Raw genomic sequence first — 18,685 nt, 5'->3', positions numbered from 1 at the left:
AGAAAGAGGAGGCTTGTTACGCCTCCTCTACCCATGTTTTTAGCTTATGGCGCATCAGTTTGTTTGTAGCATTGCGCGGCAGATGGTCAACGATATAAATTCGCTTTGGAACTTTATATTTAGCCAATTTACTCATACAAAACAACTTTAATTGTTCTTCCGTTGCTGTTTGGTCATGTAATACAACAAAGGCATGCGGTACTTGTCCCCATGTTTCATCGGCAACTCCAATGACACCTGCTTCTTTTACTGCCTTATGTTCCAAAAGTACCGACTCAATTTCAGCAGGATATACATTTTCTCCCCCAGAAATAATTAAATCTGAACGACGGTCAAGTACATATAAAAATCCTTCTTCGTCCATATACCCAATATCTCCTGTATATAACCAACCATCTTTTAAAACTGCATTCGTTTCCTTTTCATTTTGCCAATACCCTTTCATGACACTCGGACCTTTTACAACAATCTCTCCTACTTCATTTGCATTCAGTTGCCGTCCGTCTTTTTCGATGCGAATGCTCATATGAAACAGAGGTTTTCCTGCTGAACCATGTTTATGACGAGCATCTGGAGGTAATGTAGCCACTTGGGAAGCGGTTTCTGTCATACCATACGTTTGATATACAGGTATATTCCAGTCGGCACACGATTGCAATAATGGCTGCGAGACTGGTCCTCCTCCCACGAGCATACAGCGAAATGACGAAGGATACGGCTCATTTAGTTGTTGAGTCATTTGTTGCACCATGGTGCTGACAGCGGACATCATCGTAATTTTCCCTTGGTAAATCAGCTCGTTGACGCGTTCCGCATCAAACGATGGCATAATATAAATCCCCATGCCATAAATGACACTCCGCATTAAAATCGACAAACCACTAACATGAAAAAACGGAACAGCCGCAAGCCAACAATCATTTTCATTCAATCCAAGGTTTAAAGCCGAACCAATTGCACTCCACCAATGATTTCCATACGTTTGCATAACACCTTTTGGTTTTCCTGTCGTCCCTGATGTATACATAATGGTCGCTACATCGTCCAAACTATACATCGTTTGCCATTCTCCATCTCGTTCACCGAATGTCATAAATTCGTTCCATTCAATTGCTCGTTCATCTGGAAATGGCTCATCACAAATGACGAAACGCGCTCCACTATGATCCAATTGCCACTTTATTTCTTCTATTGATAAGCGTACGTTTTGTAACAAAACAATCGCTCCAACATAATGAAGCGCATGAATGGCTTCGACCATATGTATACTATTTTTCATTAAGATAGCTACAATATCGCCTTTTTTTACACCGAGATAAACAAATTGCCTTGCCCGCTTTACCGCCCGCTCATGGAGCTCAGCAAATGAAATCGCTTGCGTATCATCATATAGCGCTACACGATTCGGAGTTAAATATGCACGTTGACGTAACCAATTTGGGATCATCTTCACACCACCTTCAAAAAAACAGCTTGATGTGCATACATCAAGCTGTTGTTATTTTTACGGAAAACGTGGAAACTGCTTAAAGTCCGGTTTCCGTTTTTCTTTAAATGCATCGCGCCCTTCTTTTGCTTCATCTGTCGTATAGTAAAGAAGCGTCGCATCTCCAGCAAGTTGTTGAATACCTGCCAATCCATCAGTATCAGCGTTGAACGCGGCTTTTAAGAAACGAATAGCTGTCGGGCTTTTCTCTAAAATTTCTTCCGCCCATTTTACCGTTTCTTCCTCTAACTGTTCAAGCGGAACAACTTTATTGACTAATCCCATTTCTAAGGCCTCTTGGGCATTGTATTGACGACATAAATACCAAATTTCACGCGCTTTTTTATGACCGACAATGCGTGCTAAATAACCTGCTCCATATCCTCCATCAAAGCTACCGACTTTCGGACCTGTTTGACCAAAAATCGCATTGTCTGCTGCAATCGTTAAATCACAAACGACGTGTAGCACGTGGCCACCGCCAATCGCATAACCTGCAACCATCGCAATGACAGGCTTCGGAATGACACGAATTAAACGTTGCAAGTCTAATACGTTTAAGCGTGGGATTTGATCGTCCCCCACATATCCACCATGTCCTCGCACTTTTTGATCGCCACCCGAGCAAAACGCTTTGCCGCCTGCTCCTGTTAAAATGATGACACCGATATTTGCATCGTCACGCGCATACGCAAACGCATCAATTAATTCCATGACCGTCTTTGGACGAAATGCATTATGTACTTCGGGACGATTAATTGTAATTTTTGCGATTCCATTGTACGTTTCGTACAAAATATCTTCATATTCCCTCTCTTTTACCCATTCAATCGCCATGCAATAAACCTCCTCTTAACACAAATTGTTGAACAAGCGTACCAAAACGCTCACGCTGCTCCATATGCACAACATGCCCGGCATGCGGAACGGTAATGAGCGTTCCGTTTGGTAATAATTGTACCATTTCTGACGCAATTCGACAAAACTTTTCATCGTCTTCTCCACAAATCAACAATGTTGGCATATGTAATTGATGCAACGTCTCCCACCAAGAAGGTTGTGCGCCTGTCCCCATTCCTCGTAAACTGTTGGCTAATCCAATCGCTGTATGTTGTAATCGTTCTTCTCGCAACATTTGTTGCATATTTTTTGGTAACCGTTGAAGAGAAGAAAATAACGGAATGTTCTCCCAGTGATCAACAAAAGAAGCGACGCCATGTTTTTCAATAAACTGTGCTAATCGTTCATCTTCTTCGCGACGTTTCATTCTTTCTTTTTCCGTTTTTAGACCGGGAGAACTACTTTCCAATATGAGTGTTCGAACGTACTGTGGATAACGAATCGCAAATGTGAGCGCAAGTCGCCCCCCCATGGAATATCCTAATATATGCGCTTTTTTTATTTCTAATTGTTCAAATAACATAGCAATATCTTTTGCGATGATCTCGATGTTATATCGCTGTACAGCCGAAGGAGCATCCGTTCGTCCGTGACCGAGAATGTCAATGGCGACGCATTGCATATGTCGGCTCCAAGTTGAAATAAACGGATGCCACGTTTGGCAGCTACCGGTAAATCCGTGTAGTAACAACAGCGGTTGTCCACTTCCATACATTTCTACATAATACGTTTGCCCTTGAACGACAAACTTCATGCCCATTCCCCTTTATTCAACAAGTTGGACATTTCCTGGGAAACATCTTTCCACAATTTCCGGTGAATTTTGACATTATATTCACGTGATGTCGGAACTTCAATGACATTTAATGTCGGCCGTGAAAGGGCGTGCGTCACTGCCCGTCGAAAATGTTCCCACGTCTCTACTTTTTCATAATGCCCATTATACATGTCGACAACATGCTGAAATGATAAATGTGTCGGCGTGCCAAATAACAGCTCAAAATGCTTTGGCTCATTCGCTTGTGGCAAGAAGGAAAAAATACCTCCGCCGTTATTGTTTAGTACGATGATTGTCGCATGTAAATTTTGTAATTTCGCTGCCAGCAAACCGTTTAAATCGTGATAAAATGACAAGTCTCCAATCACTAGCACAAGTGGTTGAGCAACGTAACTTGCTCCAAGAGCGCTAGATACAACCCCATCGATCCCGTTTGCCCCGCGGTTCGCTAGTAAGCGAATTCGTTTATGCGATGACATAAAGAACGTATCTGCATCACGAATGGGCATGCTATTCCCAACGTAAAGCGTTGCTTCATCTGGTAGTAGCTGAGCAAGTTCAATAAATATTTTCCCTTCAAACATATCCATTTCTTCTTCTGCTTTCAACAAAATTCGTTTTGCACGTTCATTCATGTGTTGCCACTGTCTTATCCATTGCGTCGAACGAAAGGAGTTTGAAGCACGTTGAGCCAAATCATAACAAAATTGAACCTCATTCGCTTCTATCAGTACTTGAAGCGACAACGTTGGATCACGCCATTGCCCAGCTTCATCGACAACCATCTGTTTGATTTGTTTATGCTCCTGCAACCAAATATAAAGCGATTTTGATATAGGCATCGCTCCGAAACGAATAACAACATCCGGAACAAATTGATTCGCAAACACTTCATTTTTTAACATTGCATCATACGATTCAATAATAACTTGTTTCCCATGTGTACCTGTTCGCAACGGAGAAAGAGGGTCTGCTAAAATGGGGTATTGCAATGCTTCTGCTAACTTCACAACTGCGTCAGAAAACCCTTCGATATGCAAATCTCCACATATAATGACCCCTTTTTCGACACCACTCAACTCCGCATACAACTCATCGATCATTTCTTCACAAAGATGCTTGTTTCCTTTGTACACGGAGCGCGCCGAAGAAGATGGCGAAAACAGCGACGGCTTATCGATCTCCGGAACGAGCGGTTCACGCAAAGGCACATTAATATGAACTGGCCCTTTTGGAACAGACGATGCAACACATACTGCACGAGCAGCGACCATTTCTGCATAACGAAGCATTCGCTCGTTTTCTTCTGGAAGCGCCATATCAACAAACCATTTTACATACGAACCGTATATATGCAACTGGTCAATTGCTTGTGGAGCGCCGACATCACGTAGTTCATGAGGACGGTCGGCTGTAATCACAACGAGCGGAACACGTGCATAATAAGCTTCAACGATTGCTGGATAATAATTTGCTACTGCTGTTCCTGATGTACAAACAAGAGCAACAGGCTTTCCAGAAGCTTTCGCCATACCTAACGCAAAAAAAGCCGCAGAACGTTCGTCAATATGAACATGAATATTTAGCATCGGATGTTCTGCCATGACCATTGCAAGAGGGGTAGAGCGAGATCCTGGACTAATTACAACTTGTTGAACGCCCATATGAGCTAATTGGTTAACAAATGCTGCAACATATACCGTCATTTCACTCACCCTCGTCCCCCCTCTAACGCTAATAACATCGGCTTGAACTTTACATTCGTTTCCTCATATTCACTATGTGGATCAGAATGAGCAACAATGCCACACCCAGCAAACAAGTGTGCCTCATTATCTCCAAGCAATGCGGATCGGATCGCTACAGCAAACTCTCCATTTCCATTCGCATCAACCCAACCGATTGGAGCAGCGTACCATCCGCGATCAAGCGGCTCAATCTCCCGAATCGTCTGTACCGCCTTCTCCTTCGGAAATCCCCCAAGCGCAGGGGTTGGATGAAGCCGTTCAACGAGTGAAAAAATCGAGATTCCTTCTTTCGCTTTTGCCTGAACGGGTGTATATAAATGTTGAATATGTCTCATTTTTAAGAGAGTCGGTTCACTCGGAACGACGACTTCCATGCATACTTCATTCATCGCTTGTTCAATCATGTTGACAACAAATGCATGTTCACGGCGATTTTTATCGTCTTGAAGCAACCAACGTCCAAGTTCTTCATCTTCTTTGATCGTATGCCCACGGCGAATTGATCCCGCCAAACAAGCTGTTTCACACATGTGCCCGTTCTTTCTTACAAGTTGCTCCGGAGAAGCCCCAATGAAGCAAGTAGAGCCATTTTCAAAAGCAAAAATGTAGCTCATCGGTTGTTGCTCTCGTAAAGCACGTAACACATAAGAACGATCAATTCGATGAGAAAAAGAAAGAAATAATTCACGTGCTAAAACGACTTTCTCAATCATTCCACTTTGAATGAGATCGGTTGCATGATGAACAGCACGGATCCATCGGTCACGTGCGACTTCCTCTTTTTCGACAACGTCAGCACGATGCCATTCACTCTCACCACGTATGTGGAATAAGGAATCGATCATTTCTTCGAGCTGACCGAGCGATTCATGAACAACATTAACTGTTAACCATGTTTCATCTCGCTGCTTCGTTAACAAGAATGTAGGTACAACAAATTGGGCAGAAGGAAATTCACTCCAATGTTCATCCGACTGTTTCAGCGGGTCAAAGGAAAATCCTCCGAACATCAGTGGTCCTTGGCCTTCGATGAAAGCGCCTTCTACAATTTGTTTCCATTCTCGTTCAACTTCACGAAACCGCTTTTTCGTCTTTTCTTCGCTTTTTATAACGTGCGCATGACCTAGTCCAACAAACGTTCGTTCGTACAAGCAATCTGACCAATAAAAACGTTGTCCATAAAATAACGTTTCACCCGCGGCAAAAAAAGCAAGCGGATCGATTTGTTCCATTTTTATAGTGACACTAACCATATGCTGTTTCTTCTTCAATACATCACGCAATTGGTCAATAACTTTGTTTTGATATAAAGTAACCACCTTTTATCACGCCTATACTTAAACTTTTTGTCCCTTTTTCATTATAATATTGTTTTTTAGAGATAGGAAACAATTTATATTGTCAAGACATTGACACATTTTCCCCACTTCCCTAAACTTATTGTGAACGACATTTTACTTAAAGGAGAAGAATAGTATGCCAACACCAGTACGTTCAAATACTCAAACGGTTCACTATAAACGAGACTGGCGTGTTTGGTGGCGATTATTGCGTCCACATACGCTTACTGCAGCGTTCGTTCCTGTGTCCATTGGTACTGTGCTTGCAGTAGATGAAACGCCGATTCACTTCCCCTTATTTTTTGCCATGCTCGTAGCATCATTATTTATCCAAGCAGCGACAAATATGTTTAACGAATATTACGACTATAAACGTGGGTTGGATACACCAGAATCCGTCGGAATTGGTGGAGCGATTGTCCGCGATGGTATCTCTCCAAAAACGGTTTTACTACTTGCTTGGTCTTTTTTCGCTATTGCTATGCTACTTGGTGTTTATATTTGCGTCAATAGCAGTTGGTGGCTAGCGGTGATCGGTACCATTTGCATGGCAGCAGGATATTTTTACACAGGTGGACCCGTTCCGATCGCATATACCCCATTTGGTGAATTGGCAGCAGGCTTTTTTATGGGACTTACCATTATTTTAATTTCATTTTTTATTCAAACGGGCACAATTACATCGACGCCCATTCTTGTTTCTGTTCCCATCTCTATTCTAGTCGGCGCTATTTTATTAGCCAATAACATTCGCGACTTAGAGGGGGACAAAAAAAGCGGTCGAAAAACATTAGCCATTTTACTCGGTCGAAAACGTGCCATTTCGTTATTAGGTAGCATGTTTGTGACATCGTTTTTATGGGTTGTATTGCTTGTTTTCGTTAAAACGATTTCGCCATGGACATTGCTCGTGTTTTTAAGTGTTCCAAAAGCATGGCAAGCAACAAAAGGATTCATTGGAAAAACAAAACCGATTGACATGATGCCAGCAATGAAAGCAACAGCTCAAACGAATACACAATTCGGATTTTTACTCGTTGTCGGTCTATTTATTCATTATTGGATGCAATAATTGTTAAGAAAAACCATAGCCTTGACGCTATGGTTTTTTCTTTTTAGTCCATACTATGCATAGTCGAATTAAAGGAGGGGTTATATTGCAACACTTATCCAATTTGCGTGAACAGCTATTACAAGAAAAGCGACAAATCATGCAACGGTTAAGACAAAATGACCATTTCGGTCTCACGCGAACATCTGCTCATGATTCGGTTGGAGAATTATCGAATTATGACAATCACCCTGCCGACAGCGGAACAGAACTATATGAACGAGAAAAAGATATTGCTTTAAATGAACATACAGAAAGAGAGCTTCGTGATATTGAACGCGCGCTACAAGCGATGGAAAATGGGACGTACGGAATTTGCCAAATATGTGGAGAAGCCATCCCTCTCGAACGTCTTGAAGCCATTCCAACGACGATGTTTTGTAAACAGCATAGTGCTGATCAAGTTGTTTCACAACAGCGCCCAATCGAAGAGAGCGTTTTGTCTCCTCCATTTGGCGAATTTGTCGTCCATGAAGACATAGAAACATTTGATGCTGAAGATAGCTGGCAAAAGGTAGCTCGTTTCGGTACATCAGAAACACCTTCAGATGTTCAAGAAGATACCGTACACTATGATCGAATGTATATCGATGCAGGAGAACAAATCGGTTACGTCGAACCGCTTGACACATTTGCAGCAACAGATCTTTACGGAACGGGTATTACAATTTACCCAAACATTATTCATGAACAATATGAACAAATGCTCGATGACGAACAATTAATGTCTCCGCTTGGTGATCTTCCAGCTTACGAAAAAGATCCTTATACTTCATAAGAAAGTCCTGTGAGCATATGCTTACAGGACTGATTTTTTATTAGCGAATATGCCAAATGTCGTGGGCGTATTCTTCAATCGTGCGATCGCTTGAGAAATATCCAGAACAAGCGATATTCGTCACGCTCATTTCTAACCATTTTCTCCGATTTTCATACGCCACTCCCAACCGTTGCTGGGCATCGGCATACGATGCGAAATCGCGTAAAACAAAATATTGATCGTTGTGGGCAAGCAATGAATCGTAAATCGGTTCAAAATGATCGTACGCATCTGGAAAAAAGCCATTGACGAGCTGATTTACGACTTGATGAATCCGTTGATCATGATGATAATATTCATACGAGTGATATCCACCGTTTGCATAATAGTGCAACACTTCTTCTGCCGTCAACCCAAAAATAAACATATTGTCATGACCGACACGTTCTAAAATTTCAATATTTGCTCCATCCAGCGTCCCAATTGTCACGGCCCCATTCATCATAAACTTCATGTTTCCTGTTCCTGATGCTTCTTTACTAGCCGTCGAAATTTGCTCACTTACATCAGCAGCAGGGAAAATTTTTTCTGCCAACGAGACACGGTAATTTTCTAAGAAAATAACTTTTAACCGTCCGTTAATTTGCTGGTCGCTATTTACTTTTTGTGCGACAGAATTGATTAACTTAATAATGCGCTTCGCATAATGATATCCTGGAGATGCCTTAGCTCCAAAAATAAACGTTCGTGGATGCATATCGAAATGCTCATCTTCTTTTAATCGGTTATATAAATGCATAATGTGCAACACATTTAATAACTGCCTTTTATACGCATGCAGGCGTTTGACTTGTACGTCAAAAATCGATGAATCGTCTACAGTCACCCCTGTTTTTTCGTAAATATATTTGGCTAACTTCTGTTTATGGTCATGTTTCACTTTTGCTAATTGTTCTTGGAATGCATGATCGGTTGCATATCTTTTTAGTTGAATGAGCTGCTCAGGCTGCTTGATCCATTCTGTCCCAATGGCCTCAGTAATAAGAGAAGTGAGCCCTGGGTTTGCTTTCAACAACCAACGGCGATGTGTAATCCCATTCGTTTTATTATTAAACTTTTCTGGAGAATATTCGTAAAATAATTTCATTTCACGATGCTTTAAAATTTCAGAGTGTATTTTCGCGACACCATTCACACTATAGCTTCCTACAATGGCTAAATGGGCCATTTTGACAAGCCCATGAGCGATAATGGCCATTTCCTCGATTCTTTTCCAATCACCAGGATATCGATTCCATAAATCGCGACAAAACCGTTCATTAATTTCTTCCACAATCATATAAATTCGCGGCAATAACGGTTGGAAGATGTAAATAGGCCATTTTTCCAACGCTTCAGACAATGTTGTATGATTTGTATAAGAGATCGTATTTGTCGTAATGTGCCACGCTTCGTCCCATCCCATTCCTTCCTCATCTAACAAAATTCTCATCAGCTCTGGAATGGCTAACACAGGATGTGTGTCATTCACATGAATAGCTACGTGCCGATGAAAATGTTGTAAATGACCATATCGTTGTCTATAATCACGTACAATACTTCCAAGGCTGGCTGCAACGAGAAAATATTGCTGTTTTAGCCTTAAAATTTTTCCTTCATCGTTCGTATCGTCCGGATATAAAAATTCAGAAATGGCTTCCGTTTCTCGCTTATACTGCATGACATGTTTATGAAGCGGAAATTTCGCGGGTTCAGCACTCCATAATCGTAGCGTGTTAACAGTTGTCGTATCGTACCCGATGACTGGCATATCGTAAGGAACAGCCATCACTTTTTCGACATCATAATGTCGAAATGTTAAACGCCCATCTTGTTCGTAACATTCCACTTTCCCCCAAAAATTGACCTCTACCGCTAAATCTTCTTTTTTTACTTCCCAGACGTTCCCGTGACGCAACCATTGTTCTGGGAGCTCGACTTGATAACCATTTACTATTTTTTGATCAAATAAACCGTGCTTATATCGAATGCCTTGCCCATGTCCAGGTAAGTCAAGAGAGGCAAGGGAGTCTAAAAAACAAGCAGCCAATCGACCAAGCCCTCCGTTTCCGAGACCTGCATCTATCTCTACTTCTTCAATATGAGCTAACTCAATGCCTAGCTCTTTCAGACCTTCTTCCACAACCTGTCGTATACCGAGATTCATTAAATTACTGCCTAGCAAACGACCTAACAAAAATTCAATTGACAAATAATATACTTGCTTTTTATGTTCGGCACGGTATCGTTCATTCGTTTGAATCCAATGCTTACTAATATACTCGCGAATCATATTCCCTAGCGTATTGTATTGATCAAGGACAGTCGATTCCCAAAACCGCTTCCCATACATCATTTCTAACCGCTTCAAAAACGTTTGCTTAAACTCTTCCTTATTCGTGAACATAGATGCCACTCCCAGCCATTAGTTCGTCGTATAGTTGATTGTATTTAAACGCTGATTTTGCCCAACTGTAATCCCGACTCATTGCCTGTTTCATAATTCCTTCCCATATTTCTTTTTGTTCATAAAATGAACGGGCACGCTGGATGGTATATAACATATCATGCGCATTAAAGTTTTTAAACGTAAACCCTGTTCCTTCTTTCGTAAATTCGTTAAACGGCTGCACTGTATCGTTTAATCCACCCGTTTCCCGAACGATTGGCACAGCCCCATAACGCATGGCAATCATTTGGCCGAGACCACACGGTTCAAACTTAGATGGCATTAAAAACATGTCCGCCCCCGCATAAATTTGATGTGCAAGCTGCTCCGAAAAACCAATATATACACGCACACGATTAGGATATGTCATCGCCATTTCATGAAAGAAATGTTCAAACTCCCATTCCCCTGTTCCAAGGATAATCATTTGCATATTTTCTGCTATCATTTCGTGAAATACACATTTCACTAAATCTAATCCTTTTTGTTTTGTTAACCGCGAAACAATAGCAATAACAGGAACATCTTCTTCTGATGGCAATGAAAAATGTTGTTGGAGAGCTCGTTTGTTAATACTTTTACGCGCAATTGTCGTTACATCGTATGGCACTGCAATATATGGATCTTTTTTCGGATTGTATATTTCATCGTCAATTCCATTTAAAATTCCAACTAAATGTGAACTTCTTGCTCGCAATAACCCGTCAAGCCGCTCTCCATAATATGGCGTTTGAATTTCCTCTTTATATGTTGGGCTGACCGTTGTAATCATATGCGCTGATACAAGCGCTCCTTTCATAAAGCTGACATTTCCATAAAACTCTAAATGTTCGATCGAAAAATAGCGGTCGCTTAAACTTAGTAAGTCGCCTAAAATTTCGCGCGGGAAAATGCCTTGAAATTGTAAATTATGGATCGTAAATACGGTTTTTATTCGTGCGTAAAATGAATTGTTCATATATTCTTCACGCAGCAAAAATGGAATCATACCTGTATGCCAATCATGGCAGTGAATCACATTCGGCTGAAAATCAATGACCGGGAGGGAATCGAGTACAGCGCGACAAAAATATGAAAAACGCTCACCGTCATCGTAATGTCCATACAATGAATCTCGCTTAAAGTAATACTCGTTGTCGACAAAATAATATGTAATTCCTTCATATTCTAATTGTTCGATTCCACAATATTGTCTTCTCCAACCAACGCGAACAACAAGTTCAGCAATTTTATTCATTTTTTGGCGCATATATTGTGGGATCAATCCATACTTCGGTAACATAACGCGCACGTCTGTCCCAAGTTTTTTCAACTCTTTTGGCAATGCGCCAGCCACATCAGCTAAACCGCCTGTTTTTACGAATGGTACACATTCTGATACGACAAATAATACTTTCACGATTTCATCAGCGCTCCTTGTATTGTTCCTTTTCGAATGACGATCGGTTTTTTTGGTGTTCCAATTAATTTTACCCCGTCACCAATCCGCGCATCTTTATCAACGATTACATACGAAAGATGACAATTTTCCCCAATTTGACTTTTTTGCATAATGACACTGTTTTGAACAACAGTTCCTTTTCCGATTTTCACGGCTCTTGAAATGATGCTATTTTCAATTTCCCCTTCAATGACGCATCCGTTCGCGATCATTGCATTCCGAACGCAAGCATGCGATGTATATTTTGTCGGTGGTTCATCTTTTACTTTTGTATAAATCGGTCTCCCTTTTAAGAACAATTGTTTCCACACGTCTGGTTGAAGAAGCTCTAAACTATGATGAAAATAACTTTCGATACTATCAATGACCGCAACATATCCATCATATTCATAATCACATACTGTTAGTCCATTCGTTTGATCATTAACAACATCAACAATACTTTGATAGTGATTTCTTTGTTGGTTAGCGATCAAATCGAGTAACAACGATGTTTCTAAAATAAACATGTCAAGCGATTGACCACGATGACATATACGAGTAATATCACACTCGTTCGTAATATGGCGGCGCAACACTTCCTCATAGTCAATATTGCACACTGTGTAACTGTTACAAATAAGAGCGTACTTTTGTGTACTCCGCAAAAAATAGTCAATATGCTGTTGAAAATGTTGAAACGATCCAATATGAGAAATCGGGAGATCAGGCGAAGGAAAAAAAAACAATCCATCACGTTTCCGATTCAAATCCCAGTTTTTACCCGAACCAAGATGGTCCATTAATGAGCGATATTGATACTTCGGGAAAATAGCAACACTTCCAATTCCCGAGTTAACCATATTGGATAGCACGAAATCAATTAATCGATAACGTCCAGCAAACGGAACAGCCGCGATGGAACGTTGAAGCGTCAAATCACTCATTTCTGGCTTATATGTCGTTGCATCAATGACCCCAAGCATTAATTTTCCCACGTTTTCTCATCCTCTCTCTCAGAAAAATGTCCCAAAAGCTCTTCTGTCACAAGAATGACTTCTCCGTCAGACTGGTTCCCGCAAATGAACGTCCCATCAGGAATTTCCATGTTCGGTGGGATAATCGCTTTTTCAATGTATACATTTCTCCCAATCACTGCATTAGGCATAACAACGCAATCTTTTACTGTTGCACCTTGTGAAATGTATACTCCTTGGAACAATACAGAATGTTCTACATTTCCTTCAACGATGCATCCTTCATTTACTAAAGACTCTTTTACTTGCGCATATGGGGCAATATATTGCGGCGGCTCATTTGGATTTACAGAATAAATGCGCCACGTATGATCGAATAAGTTTAATGCCGGGGTATCTGCGAGTAAATCCATATTTGCTTCCCATAGACTTTTTACTGTTCCAACATCTTTCCAATACCCTTTAAATGGATAAGCAATCAGTCGCTTTTTTTCATCAATAAGCAAAGGAATAATATCTTTGCCGAAGTCATGGCTCGAGCGATCATTTCGGTTATCCATCTCCAAATATTCCTTCAAAACAGACCATTTAAAAATATAAATGCCCATCGAAGCTAAATTATTTTTCGGATGCGCCGGTTTTTCTTCAAACTCTATAATTTCCATATCTTCATTTGTATTCATAATTCCAAAACGGCTCGCTTCTTCCCATGGTACTTCAATAACGGAAATCGTCACATCCGCCTTTTTCTCAATATGATATTGCAACATATCTGCATAGTTCATTTTGTAAATATGATCGCCAGAAAGAATGAGTACATACTCTGGATCATACTGCTTTAAATAGTTTAAATTTTGATAAATTGCATTTGCTGTTCCTTTATACCATCGCATTTCTGACGACTCGGCATATGGAGGGAGAACAGTTACCCCTCCATTTTTCCGATCTAAGTCCCATGCGCTTCCAATTCCAATATACGTATTTAACTCTAGCGGCTGATACTGTGTGAGCACCCCAACGGTGTCAATGCCGGAATTAGCGCAATTGCTTAATGTAAAATCAATAATGCGATACTTTCCTCCAAACGGAACAGCCGGTTTAGCTAAATTTTTTGTTAATGAACTTAATCTACTCCCTTGTCCCCCTGCGAGTAGCATAGCGACGCACTTTTTTCGTACCATGGCTTTCCTTCCCTTCTCTTCTTCTTGTTGGTCGCAAAATCGTTATAGCATACGGCGGAATCGTCATCCGAATATGATGTGGCTTTCCGTGATATGGTTCTTCATATGCGACAAGCGGCTTTTTGTTTATATGACCGGTACCACCGTACATGACATCATCACTATTGAATACTTCTCGATACGACGTAAGAAGTGGCACACCAATTTTGTAATCATCGTACACGACATTTGTAAAATTACAAACAACAATCAACATATCTTCTTCTTTTTTACCTCGCCGAATAAAAGAAAAAATACTTTGTTCAGCGTTGTTCACATCAATCCACTCAAAACCATTTGGATCGTGATCACATTCATATAATGCTTTTTGTTTTTTATAAAAATGCGTGAGAGATTTCACGTAATCGTCCATTTTGCGATGCATGTCAAAATCAAACAACACCCAATCGAGCTGTTCTAAATCTTTCCATTCATCAAATTGCCCAAACTCTCCCCCCATAAACAATAGTTTTTTTCCTGGATGTGTCATGAAATATCCATAAAGTAGACGAAGTTGAGCAAATTTATCCCAATAATCGCCCGGCATTTTATTTAATAATGATTTTTTTCCGTGCACCACTTCATCATGGGATAAAGGCAAAATAAAGTTTTCCGTATAAGCATATAACAATGAAAACGTCATTTTATGATGCATATGTTTTCTTTCATCCATGCTTGTTTCCATATAACTCAATACATCATTCATCCAGCCCATATTCCATTTGTAGTTAAATCCTAACCCATCATCGTACGTCGGTGCAGTCACTTTTGGCCAATCCGTTGAATCTTCTGCAATCATTAACACGTTTGAATCAAAAGCAAACACAACTTCGTTTAATTTTTTTAAAAATGAAATCGCATATGGGTTTGGATGCAGCACGTCGCTATTTGGCCAATAAAGCATATTTGCAACCGCATCAACACGAAAACCGTCAATATGGTAATACTCTAACCAAAATAAAGCGTTTGAAATTAAAAAGCTATGCACTTCCGGTTTTCCTAAATCAAAGTTGGCTGTTCCCCACACAATATTTTCCCGATCTTGCATATTCATATATTCATATGTCGGTTGACCATCAAACATATATAATCCATGTGCGTCTTTACAAAAATGTCCAGGTACCCAATCTAAAATGACACCAATTCCTTCTTGATGACAGCGATCAATGAAATACATCAGATCATGGGGCGTTCCGTAACGACTCGTCGCAGCATAGTAGCCTGTTCCTTGATATCCCCATGAGCGATCGAGCGGGTGCTCAATAAGCGGTAATAATTCAATGTGAGTAAATCCATGCTCAACAACATAAGGAATTAACTCATCTGCCATCTCCGCATATGTATAAAATTGTCCATCTTCTTTCTTTTTCCATGTACCAAGATGAACTTCATAAATAAACATCGGTTGCTCATAAATAGGTTTTCGCTTCTTTTTTCTTTGCCACGCTTGGTCGTTCCATTTATATCCATTTAACTGATATACAATAGAGGCTGTCTGGGGGCGTTCTTCAGCATAAAAAGCATATGGATCTGCTTTAAGAAGAGTGCGTCCGTCTTTTGTTATAATTTCGTATTTATATAAATGCCCTTCTAAATTTTCTGGGATAACAATCATCCATACTCCTTGGTCGTTTATTTTTGTTAATTCATGCTCCTCCCCGTTCCAATCGTTAAACGTCCCAACAAGCCGAACTTTTTTGGCATGTGGAGCCCATACACAAAAACGGGTTTCTACTCTCTCATCTTGGTTCATAAGATGTGCCCCAAATAACTGATAGCTTTTATAAAACGTGCCTTCGTGAAATAAATGCAACTGCAAATCGGTTGGACTCATCGTTAGCAAATGTTCATCCTTCCTTTCTTAAAAGGGTACAGAAATTATTCCGTACTGAATATATTACACTACATCATACAAAATTCCTGTAAGAAAATTAAGATATTTTTCGACAATGTTCAACAATTCACATGATAAATATGACGAAATGAAAATCAATACGAACGTCCATAAAATTGTCGCTTGATTATCAATTGATAATTATATAGAATATTTTATAGTAATTATTATATATATTTTTTTATATTAATTTTAAATAATAAGGGGAGTTTATATGTACGATTTTCATCATTTACCGCATATGAAAGTACAGACGACGTCAAAAAAAGCACTTTGGACGACATTGTTATTAACAACTTTTTTCACAATTGTAGAGGTGATAGGGGGCATTTTATCTAATTCTCTTGCTTTATTATCAGACTCAGCACATATGGCTTCCGATGTGGTCGCATTAGGACTAAGTATGGTGGCTATTTATTTAGCTTCTCGTCCACCGAATAAAAAATTTACATTTGGTTATTTACGATTTGAAATTATCGCCTCATTTTTAAATGGACTTGCGCTTGTCATTATTGCTATTTGGATTTTCATCGAAGGAATTCGCCGTTTCATTCATCCTGAAACCATTCAATTTTCCTTCATGTTAACCATCGCGACGATTGGATTTGTCGTTAATCTTGTATTAACAGTCGTTTTAAGTCGGAGTATGAAAGAAGAAGAAAATTTAAATGTAAAAAGCGCGTTATGGCACTTTATTGGCGACTTACTCAGCTCTATCGGCGTTATTATTTCAGCTATTTTAATTTACTTTACAGGAATATATATATTTGATCCGCTTATTAGTATGGTCATCGGGGGCATTATCTTTATAGGTGGGGCAAAAATTGTTCGAGAATCGTATTTTATTTTAATGGACGCAGTTCCGCACGAATTTGATATCGAACGCATCCGAACTGATATTCTATCTATTGAAGGCGTTGAGGATGTACATGAATTGCATATATGGTCCATTTCAACAGATCATTATTCTTTAACTGCACACGTTCTCATTCATGAGCACATTCAACCATTTTGTGTCATTTTGGCAATTAATGAAATGTTAAAAGAACAATACAATCTATCTCATGTCACAGTTCAAGTTGAACACCCATCTATTCATCAACACGGAGAGTATGGAAAGAAATTTTTAGAACGGAAAAATAAAATGCATATAGGTGAAGAAGAAGTATATAAAAACGTTACTCACATTGAGTAGCGTTTCTTCTTTTTTATGCTCTATAGATGAAAACGATGTATCAGCATGTTAAAGTGAAGCATTGGGGTCAATATGATGTGGGGATGGTAATACTTTTTTACAATTTGTTCTTAAAGCAAAGCAGAACAAATTCCTGGTTTTGTACAAATATAAAAAGGACATCTCCTATCATGAGATGTCCTTTTTATTAGTGACCCGTACGGGATTCGAACCCGTGTTACCGCCGTGAAAGGGCGGTGTCTTAACCACTTGACCAACGGGCCATATGTGGCAAATGGCGGAGAAGGCGGGATTTGAACCCGCGCGCCGCAAAACGCGACCTAACGGTTTAGCAAACCGTCCCCTTCAGCCACTTGGGTACTTCTCCAAATGGCTCCGCAGGTAGGATTCGAACCTACGACCGCTCGGTTAACAGCCGAGTGCTCTACCACTGAGCTACTGCGGAATAAACATTATAATGGGCCTAAGTGGACTTGAACCACCGACCTCACGCTTATCAGGCGTGCGCTCTAACCAGCTGAGCTATAGGCCCACGTAAGCGGGTGATGGGAATCGAACCCACGACATCAGCTTGGAAGGCTGAGGTTTTACCACTAAACTACACCCGCACAGTAAAAACTAATGTTATGGGGCGACTAGTGGGAATCGAACCCACGAATGCCAGAGCCACAATCTGGTGCGTTAACCACTTCGCCATAGCCGCCACAATGATGCCGGCTGCAGGACTTGAACCCGCAACCTACTGATTACAAGTCAGTTGCTCTACCAATTGAGCTAAGCCGGCATAACAAAAAGCAATATGAGACTATATATGGCGGAGGAGGAGGGATTCGAACCCCCGCGCGCCTTTCGACGCCTCTCGGTTTTCAAGACCGACCCCTTCAGCCAGACTTGGGTACTCCTCCGTATCATATGAATATGGTGGACCTTGTAGGACTCGAACCTACGACCGGACGGTTATGAGCCGTCTGCTCTAACCAGCTGAGCTAAAGGTCCTAAGCTAGTAGCGGCGGAGGGAATCGAACCCCCGACCTTACGGGTATGAACCGTACGCTCTAGCCAGCTGAGCTACGCCGCCATTATACATATATGGTGGAGCCTATCGGGATCGAACCGATGACCTCCTGCGTGCAAAGCAGGCGCTCTCCCAGCTGAGCTAAGGCCCCTTAACAATGGTCGGGAAGACAGGATTTGAACCTGCGACCCCATGGTCCCAAACCATGTGCTCTACCAAGCTGAGCTACTTCCCGTCTTCATGATGATATAGACATGACGCGCCCGAGAGGATTCGAACCCCTAACCTTCTGATCCGTAGTCAGATGCTCTATCCAATTGAGCTACGGGCGCATATAAAGTGCCGAGGGCCGG

Annotated in this window: 13 protein-coding genes and 13 tRNA genes; 3 read left to right on the top strand and 23 right to left on the bottom strand. The window is 40.7% G+C overall.

From position 1 onward, the window contains the following. Nucleotides 1–16 precede the first annotated feature (16 nt). From HNR43_RS05105 to HNR43_RS05085, 5 genes are read right to left on the bottom strand one after another with little or no spacing between them, the layout of a single operon-like run. On the bottom strand, nucleotides 17–1,447 hold the full coding sequence (locus HNR43_RS05105) for an o-succinylbenzoate--CoA ligase (RefSeq protein ID WP_183241846.1): 1,431 nt from the start codon (nucleotides 1,445–1,447) through the stop codon (nucleotides 17–19). Nucleotides 1,448–1,504: 57 nt separating this feature from the next. Further along, nucleotides 1,505–2,323, bottom strand: coding sequence for a 1,4-dihydroxy-2-naphthoyl-CoA synthase (gene menB / locus HNR43_RS05100; protein WP_035048670.1), 819 nt, complete (start codon nucleotides 2,321–2,323; stop codon nucleotides 1,505–1,507). Continuing rightward, nucleotides 2,313–3,140, bottom strand: a complete 828-nt coding sequence (gene menH / locus HNR43_RS05095; protein ID WP_183241844.1) for a 2-succinyl-6-hydroxy-2,4-cyclohexadiene-1-carboxylate synthase — start codon at nucleotides 3,138–3,140, stop codon at nucleotides 2,313–2,315. Before menH ends, menB begins: the two co-directional genes overlap by 11 nt. Continuing rightward, nucleotides 3,137–4,870, bottom strand: coding sequence for a 2-succinyl-5-enolpyruvyl-6-hydroxy-3-cyclohexene-1-carboxylic-acid synthase (gene menD, locus HNR43_RS05090; RefSeq protein WP_183242127.1), 1,734 nt, complete (start codon nucleotides 4,868–4,870; stop codon nucleotides 3,137–3,139). The genes menH and menD overlap by 4 nt, the downstream gene beginning before the upstream one ends. A 5-nt stretch (nucleotides 4,871–4,875) precedes the next feature. Continuing rightward, nucleotides 4,876–6,231 carry an isochorismate synthase gene (locus HNR43_RS05085; protein ID WP_183241842.1) on the bottom strand — a complete coding sequence of 452 codons (1,356 nt, stop codon included), beginning with the start codon at nucleotides 6,229–6,231 and terminating at the stop codon, nucleotides 4,876–4,878. A 157-nt stretch (nucleotides 6,232–6,388) separates the two neighbouring features. Here HNR43_RS05085 and HNR43_RS05080 point away from each other — a divergent pair, with 157 nt between their 5' ends. Together HNR43_RS05080 and HNR43_RS05075 are read left to right on the top strand one after the other, a co-directional pair. After that, a complete protein-coding gene (locus HNR43_RS05080) occupies nucleotides 6,389–7,324 on the top strand; it encodes a 1,4-dihydroxy-2-naphthoate polyprenyltransferase (protein WP_183241840.1) in 936 nt (311 codons plus the stop codon). A gap of 85 nt (nucleotides 7,325–7,409) precedes the next feature. Continuing rightward, nucleotides 7,410–8,141: a yteA family sporulation protein gene (locus tag HNR43_RS05075; protein WP_183241838.1), complete on the top strand. Its 732-nt coding sequence runs from the start codon at nucleotides 7,410–7,412 to the stop codon at nucleotides 8,139–8,141. 40 nt (nucleotides 8,142–8,181) lie between these two features. Here the strand turns inward: HNR43_RS05075 and HNR43_RS05070 are convergent, their stop codons facing one another. Genes HNR43_RS05070 through glgB form a run of 5 tightly spaced genes read right to left on the bottom strand, consistent with a single transcriptional unit; the run spans nucleotide 8,182 to nucleotide 16,062 of the window. Further along, entirely contained in the window at nucleotides 8,182–10,569 is a 2,388-nt protein-coding gene (locus HNR43_RS05070) for a glycogen/starch/alpha-glucan phosphorylase (RefSeq protein WP_183241836.1), read from the bottom strand. Further along, nucleotides 10,556–12,010: a glycogen synthase GlgA gene (gene glgA, locus HNR43_RS05065; protein WP_183241834.1), complete on the bottom strand. Its 1,455-nt coding sequence runs from the start codon at nucleotides 12,008–12,010 to the stop codon at nucleotides 10,556–10,558. The genes HNR43_RS05070 and glgA overlap by 14 nt, the downstream gene beginning before the upstream one ends. Beyond that, nucleotides 12,007–13,029: a GlgC family sugar phosphate nucleotidyltransferase gene (locus HNR43_RS05060; RefSeq protein WP_183241831.1), complete on the bottom strand. Its 1,023-nt coding sequence runs from the start codon at nucleotides 13,027–13,029 to the stop codon at nucleotides 12,007–12,009. Before HNR43_RS05060 ends, glgA begins: the two co-directional genes overlap by 4 nt. Further along, on the bottom strand, nucleotides 13,017–14,189 hold the full coding sequence (locus tag HNR43_RS05055; RefSeq protein WP_183241829.1) for a glucose-1-phosphate adenylyltransferase: 1,173 nt from the start codon (nucleotides 14,187–14,189) through the stop codon (nucleotides 13,017–13,019). The genes HNR43_RS05060 and HNR43_RS05055 overlap by 13 nt, the downstream gene beginning before the upstream one ends. After that, complete coding sequence (gene glgB / locus HNR43_RS05050; protein WP_183242125.1) at nucleotides 14,137–16,062, bottom strand: 1,4-alpha-glucan branching enzyme; 1,926 nt, start codon at nucleotides 16,060–16,062, stop codon at nucleotides 14,137–14,139. The genes HNR43_RS05055 and glgB overlap by 53 nt, the downstream gene beginning before the upstream one ends. A 274-nt stretch (nucleotides 16,063–16,336) precedes the next feature. Here glgB and HNR43_RS05045 point away from each other — a divergent pair, with 274 nt between their 5' ends. Then, nucleotides 16,337–17,317 carry a cation diffusion facilitator family transporter gene (locus HNR43_RS05045; protein ID WP_183241827.1) on the top strand — a complete coding sequence of 327 codons (981 nt, stop codon included), beginning with the start codon at nucleotides 16,337–16,339 and terminating at the stop codon, nucleotides 17,315–17,317. Between the two features lie 191 nt (nucleotides 17,318–17,508). Here HNR43_RS05045 and HNR43_RS05040 read toward each other — a convergent pair. The 13 genes from HNR43_RS05040 to HNR43_RS04980 form a co-directional block, all read right to left on the bottom strand. Continuing rightward, nucleotides 17,509–17,580, bottom strand: a tRNA-Glu gene (locus HNR43_RS05040). Nucleotides 17,581–17,592: 12 nt separating this feature from the next. Next, nucleotides 17,593–17,684: transfer RNA gene (locus HNR43_RS05035), tRNA-Ser, on the bottom strand. Between the two features lie 3 nt (nucleotides 17,685–17,687). Further along, nucleotides 17,688–17,762: transfer RNA gene (locus HNR43_RS05030), tRNA-Asn, on the bottom strand. 13 nt (nucleotides 17,763–17,775) lie between these two features. Next, nucleotides 17,776–17,849 (bottom strand) — tRNA-Ile (locus HNR43_RS05025). Between the two features lie 5 nt (nucleotides 17,850–17,854). After that, a tRNA-Gly gene (locus tag HNR43_RS05020) sits at nucleotides 17,855–17,925 on the bottom strand. Between the two features lie 19 nt (nucleotides 17,926–17,944). After that, a tRNA-His gene (locus tag HNR43_RS05015) sits at nucleotides 17,945–18,020 on the bottom strand. 8 nt (nucleotides 18,021–18,028) lie between these two features. After that, nucleotides 18,029–18,101: transfer RNA gene (locus HNR43_RS05010), tRNA-Thr, on the bottom strand. A gap of 28 nt (nucleotides 18,102–18,129) precedes the next feature. Then, nucleotides 18,130–18,222, bottom strand: a tRNA-Ser gene (locus HNR43_RS05005). A gap of 14 nt (nucleotides 18,223–18,236) precedes the next feature. Then, a tRNA-Ile gene (locus tag HNR43_RS05000) sits at nucleotides 18,237–18,313 on the bottom strand. An 8-nt stretch (nucleotides 18,314–18,321) separates the two neighbouring features. Further along, nucleotides 18,322–18,395: transfer RNA gene (locus HNR43_RS04995), tRNA-Met, on the bottom strand. 12 nt (nucleotides 18,396–18,407) lie between these two features. Further along, nucleotides 18,408–18,483, bottom strand: a tRNA-Ala gene (locus HNR43_RS04990). A gap of 7 nt (nucleotides 18,484–18,490) precedes the next feature. After that, a tRNA-Pro gene (locus HNR43_RS04985) sits at nucleotides 18,491–18,567 on the bottom strand. A 23-nt stretch (nucleotides 18,568–18,590) separates the two neighbouring features. Continuing rightward, nucleotides 18,591–18,664, bottom strand: a tRNA-Arg gene (locus tag HNR43_RS04980). Nucleotides 18,665–18,685 lie beyond the last annotated feature (21 nt).

It is taken from the genome of Anoxybacillus mongoliensis (genome assembly GCF_014201515.1).
Lineage (GTDB): Bacteria > Bacillota > Bacilli > Bacillales > Anoxybacillaceae > Anoxybacillus > Anoxybacillus mongoliensis.
The sequence above is the reverse complement of the archived record's forward strand: the minus strand, read 5'-3'. Positions and strand labels throughout refer to the sequence as shown.

Bases quoted from the DNA above. Each gene is read 5' to 3' on its own strand.
- HNR43_RS05105 (WP_183241846.1), bottom strand. From the start codon at position 1,447: ATGATCCCAAATTGGTTACGTCAACGTGCATATTTAACTCCGAATCGT.
- glgB (WP_183242125.1), bottom strand. From the start codon at position 16,062: ATGAGTCCAACCGATTTGCAGTTGCATTTATTTCACGAAGGCACGTTT.
- HNR43_RS05045 (WP_183241827.1), top strand. From the start codon at position 16,337: ATGTACGATTTTCATCATTTACCGCATATGAAAGTACAGACGACGTCA.
- menH (WP_183241844.1), bottom strand. From the start codon at position 3,140: ATGAAGTTTGTCGTTCAAGGGCAAACGTATTATGTAGAAATGTATGGA.
- menB (WP_035048670.1), bottom strand. From the start codon at position 2,323: ATGGCGATTGAATGGGTAAAAGAGAGGGAATATGAAGATATTTTGTAC.
- HNR43_RS05070 (WP_183241836.1), bottom strand. From the start codon at position 10,569: ATGTTCACGAATAAGGAAGAGTTTAAGCAAACGTTTTTGAAGCGGTTA.
- menD (WP_183242127.1), bottom strand. From the start codon at position 4,870: ATGACGGTATATGTTGCAGCATTTGTTAACCAATTAGCTCATATGGGC.
- HNR43_RS05080 (WP_183241840.1), top strand. From the start codon at position 6,389: ATGCCAACACCAGTACGTTCAAATACTCAAACGGTTCACTATAAACGA.
- HNR43_RS05055 (WP_183241829.1), bottom strand. From the start codon at position 14,189: ATGGTACGAAAAAAGTGCGTCGCTATGCTACTCGCAGGGGGACAAGGG.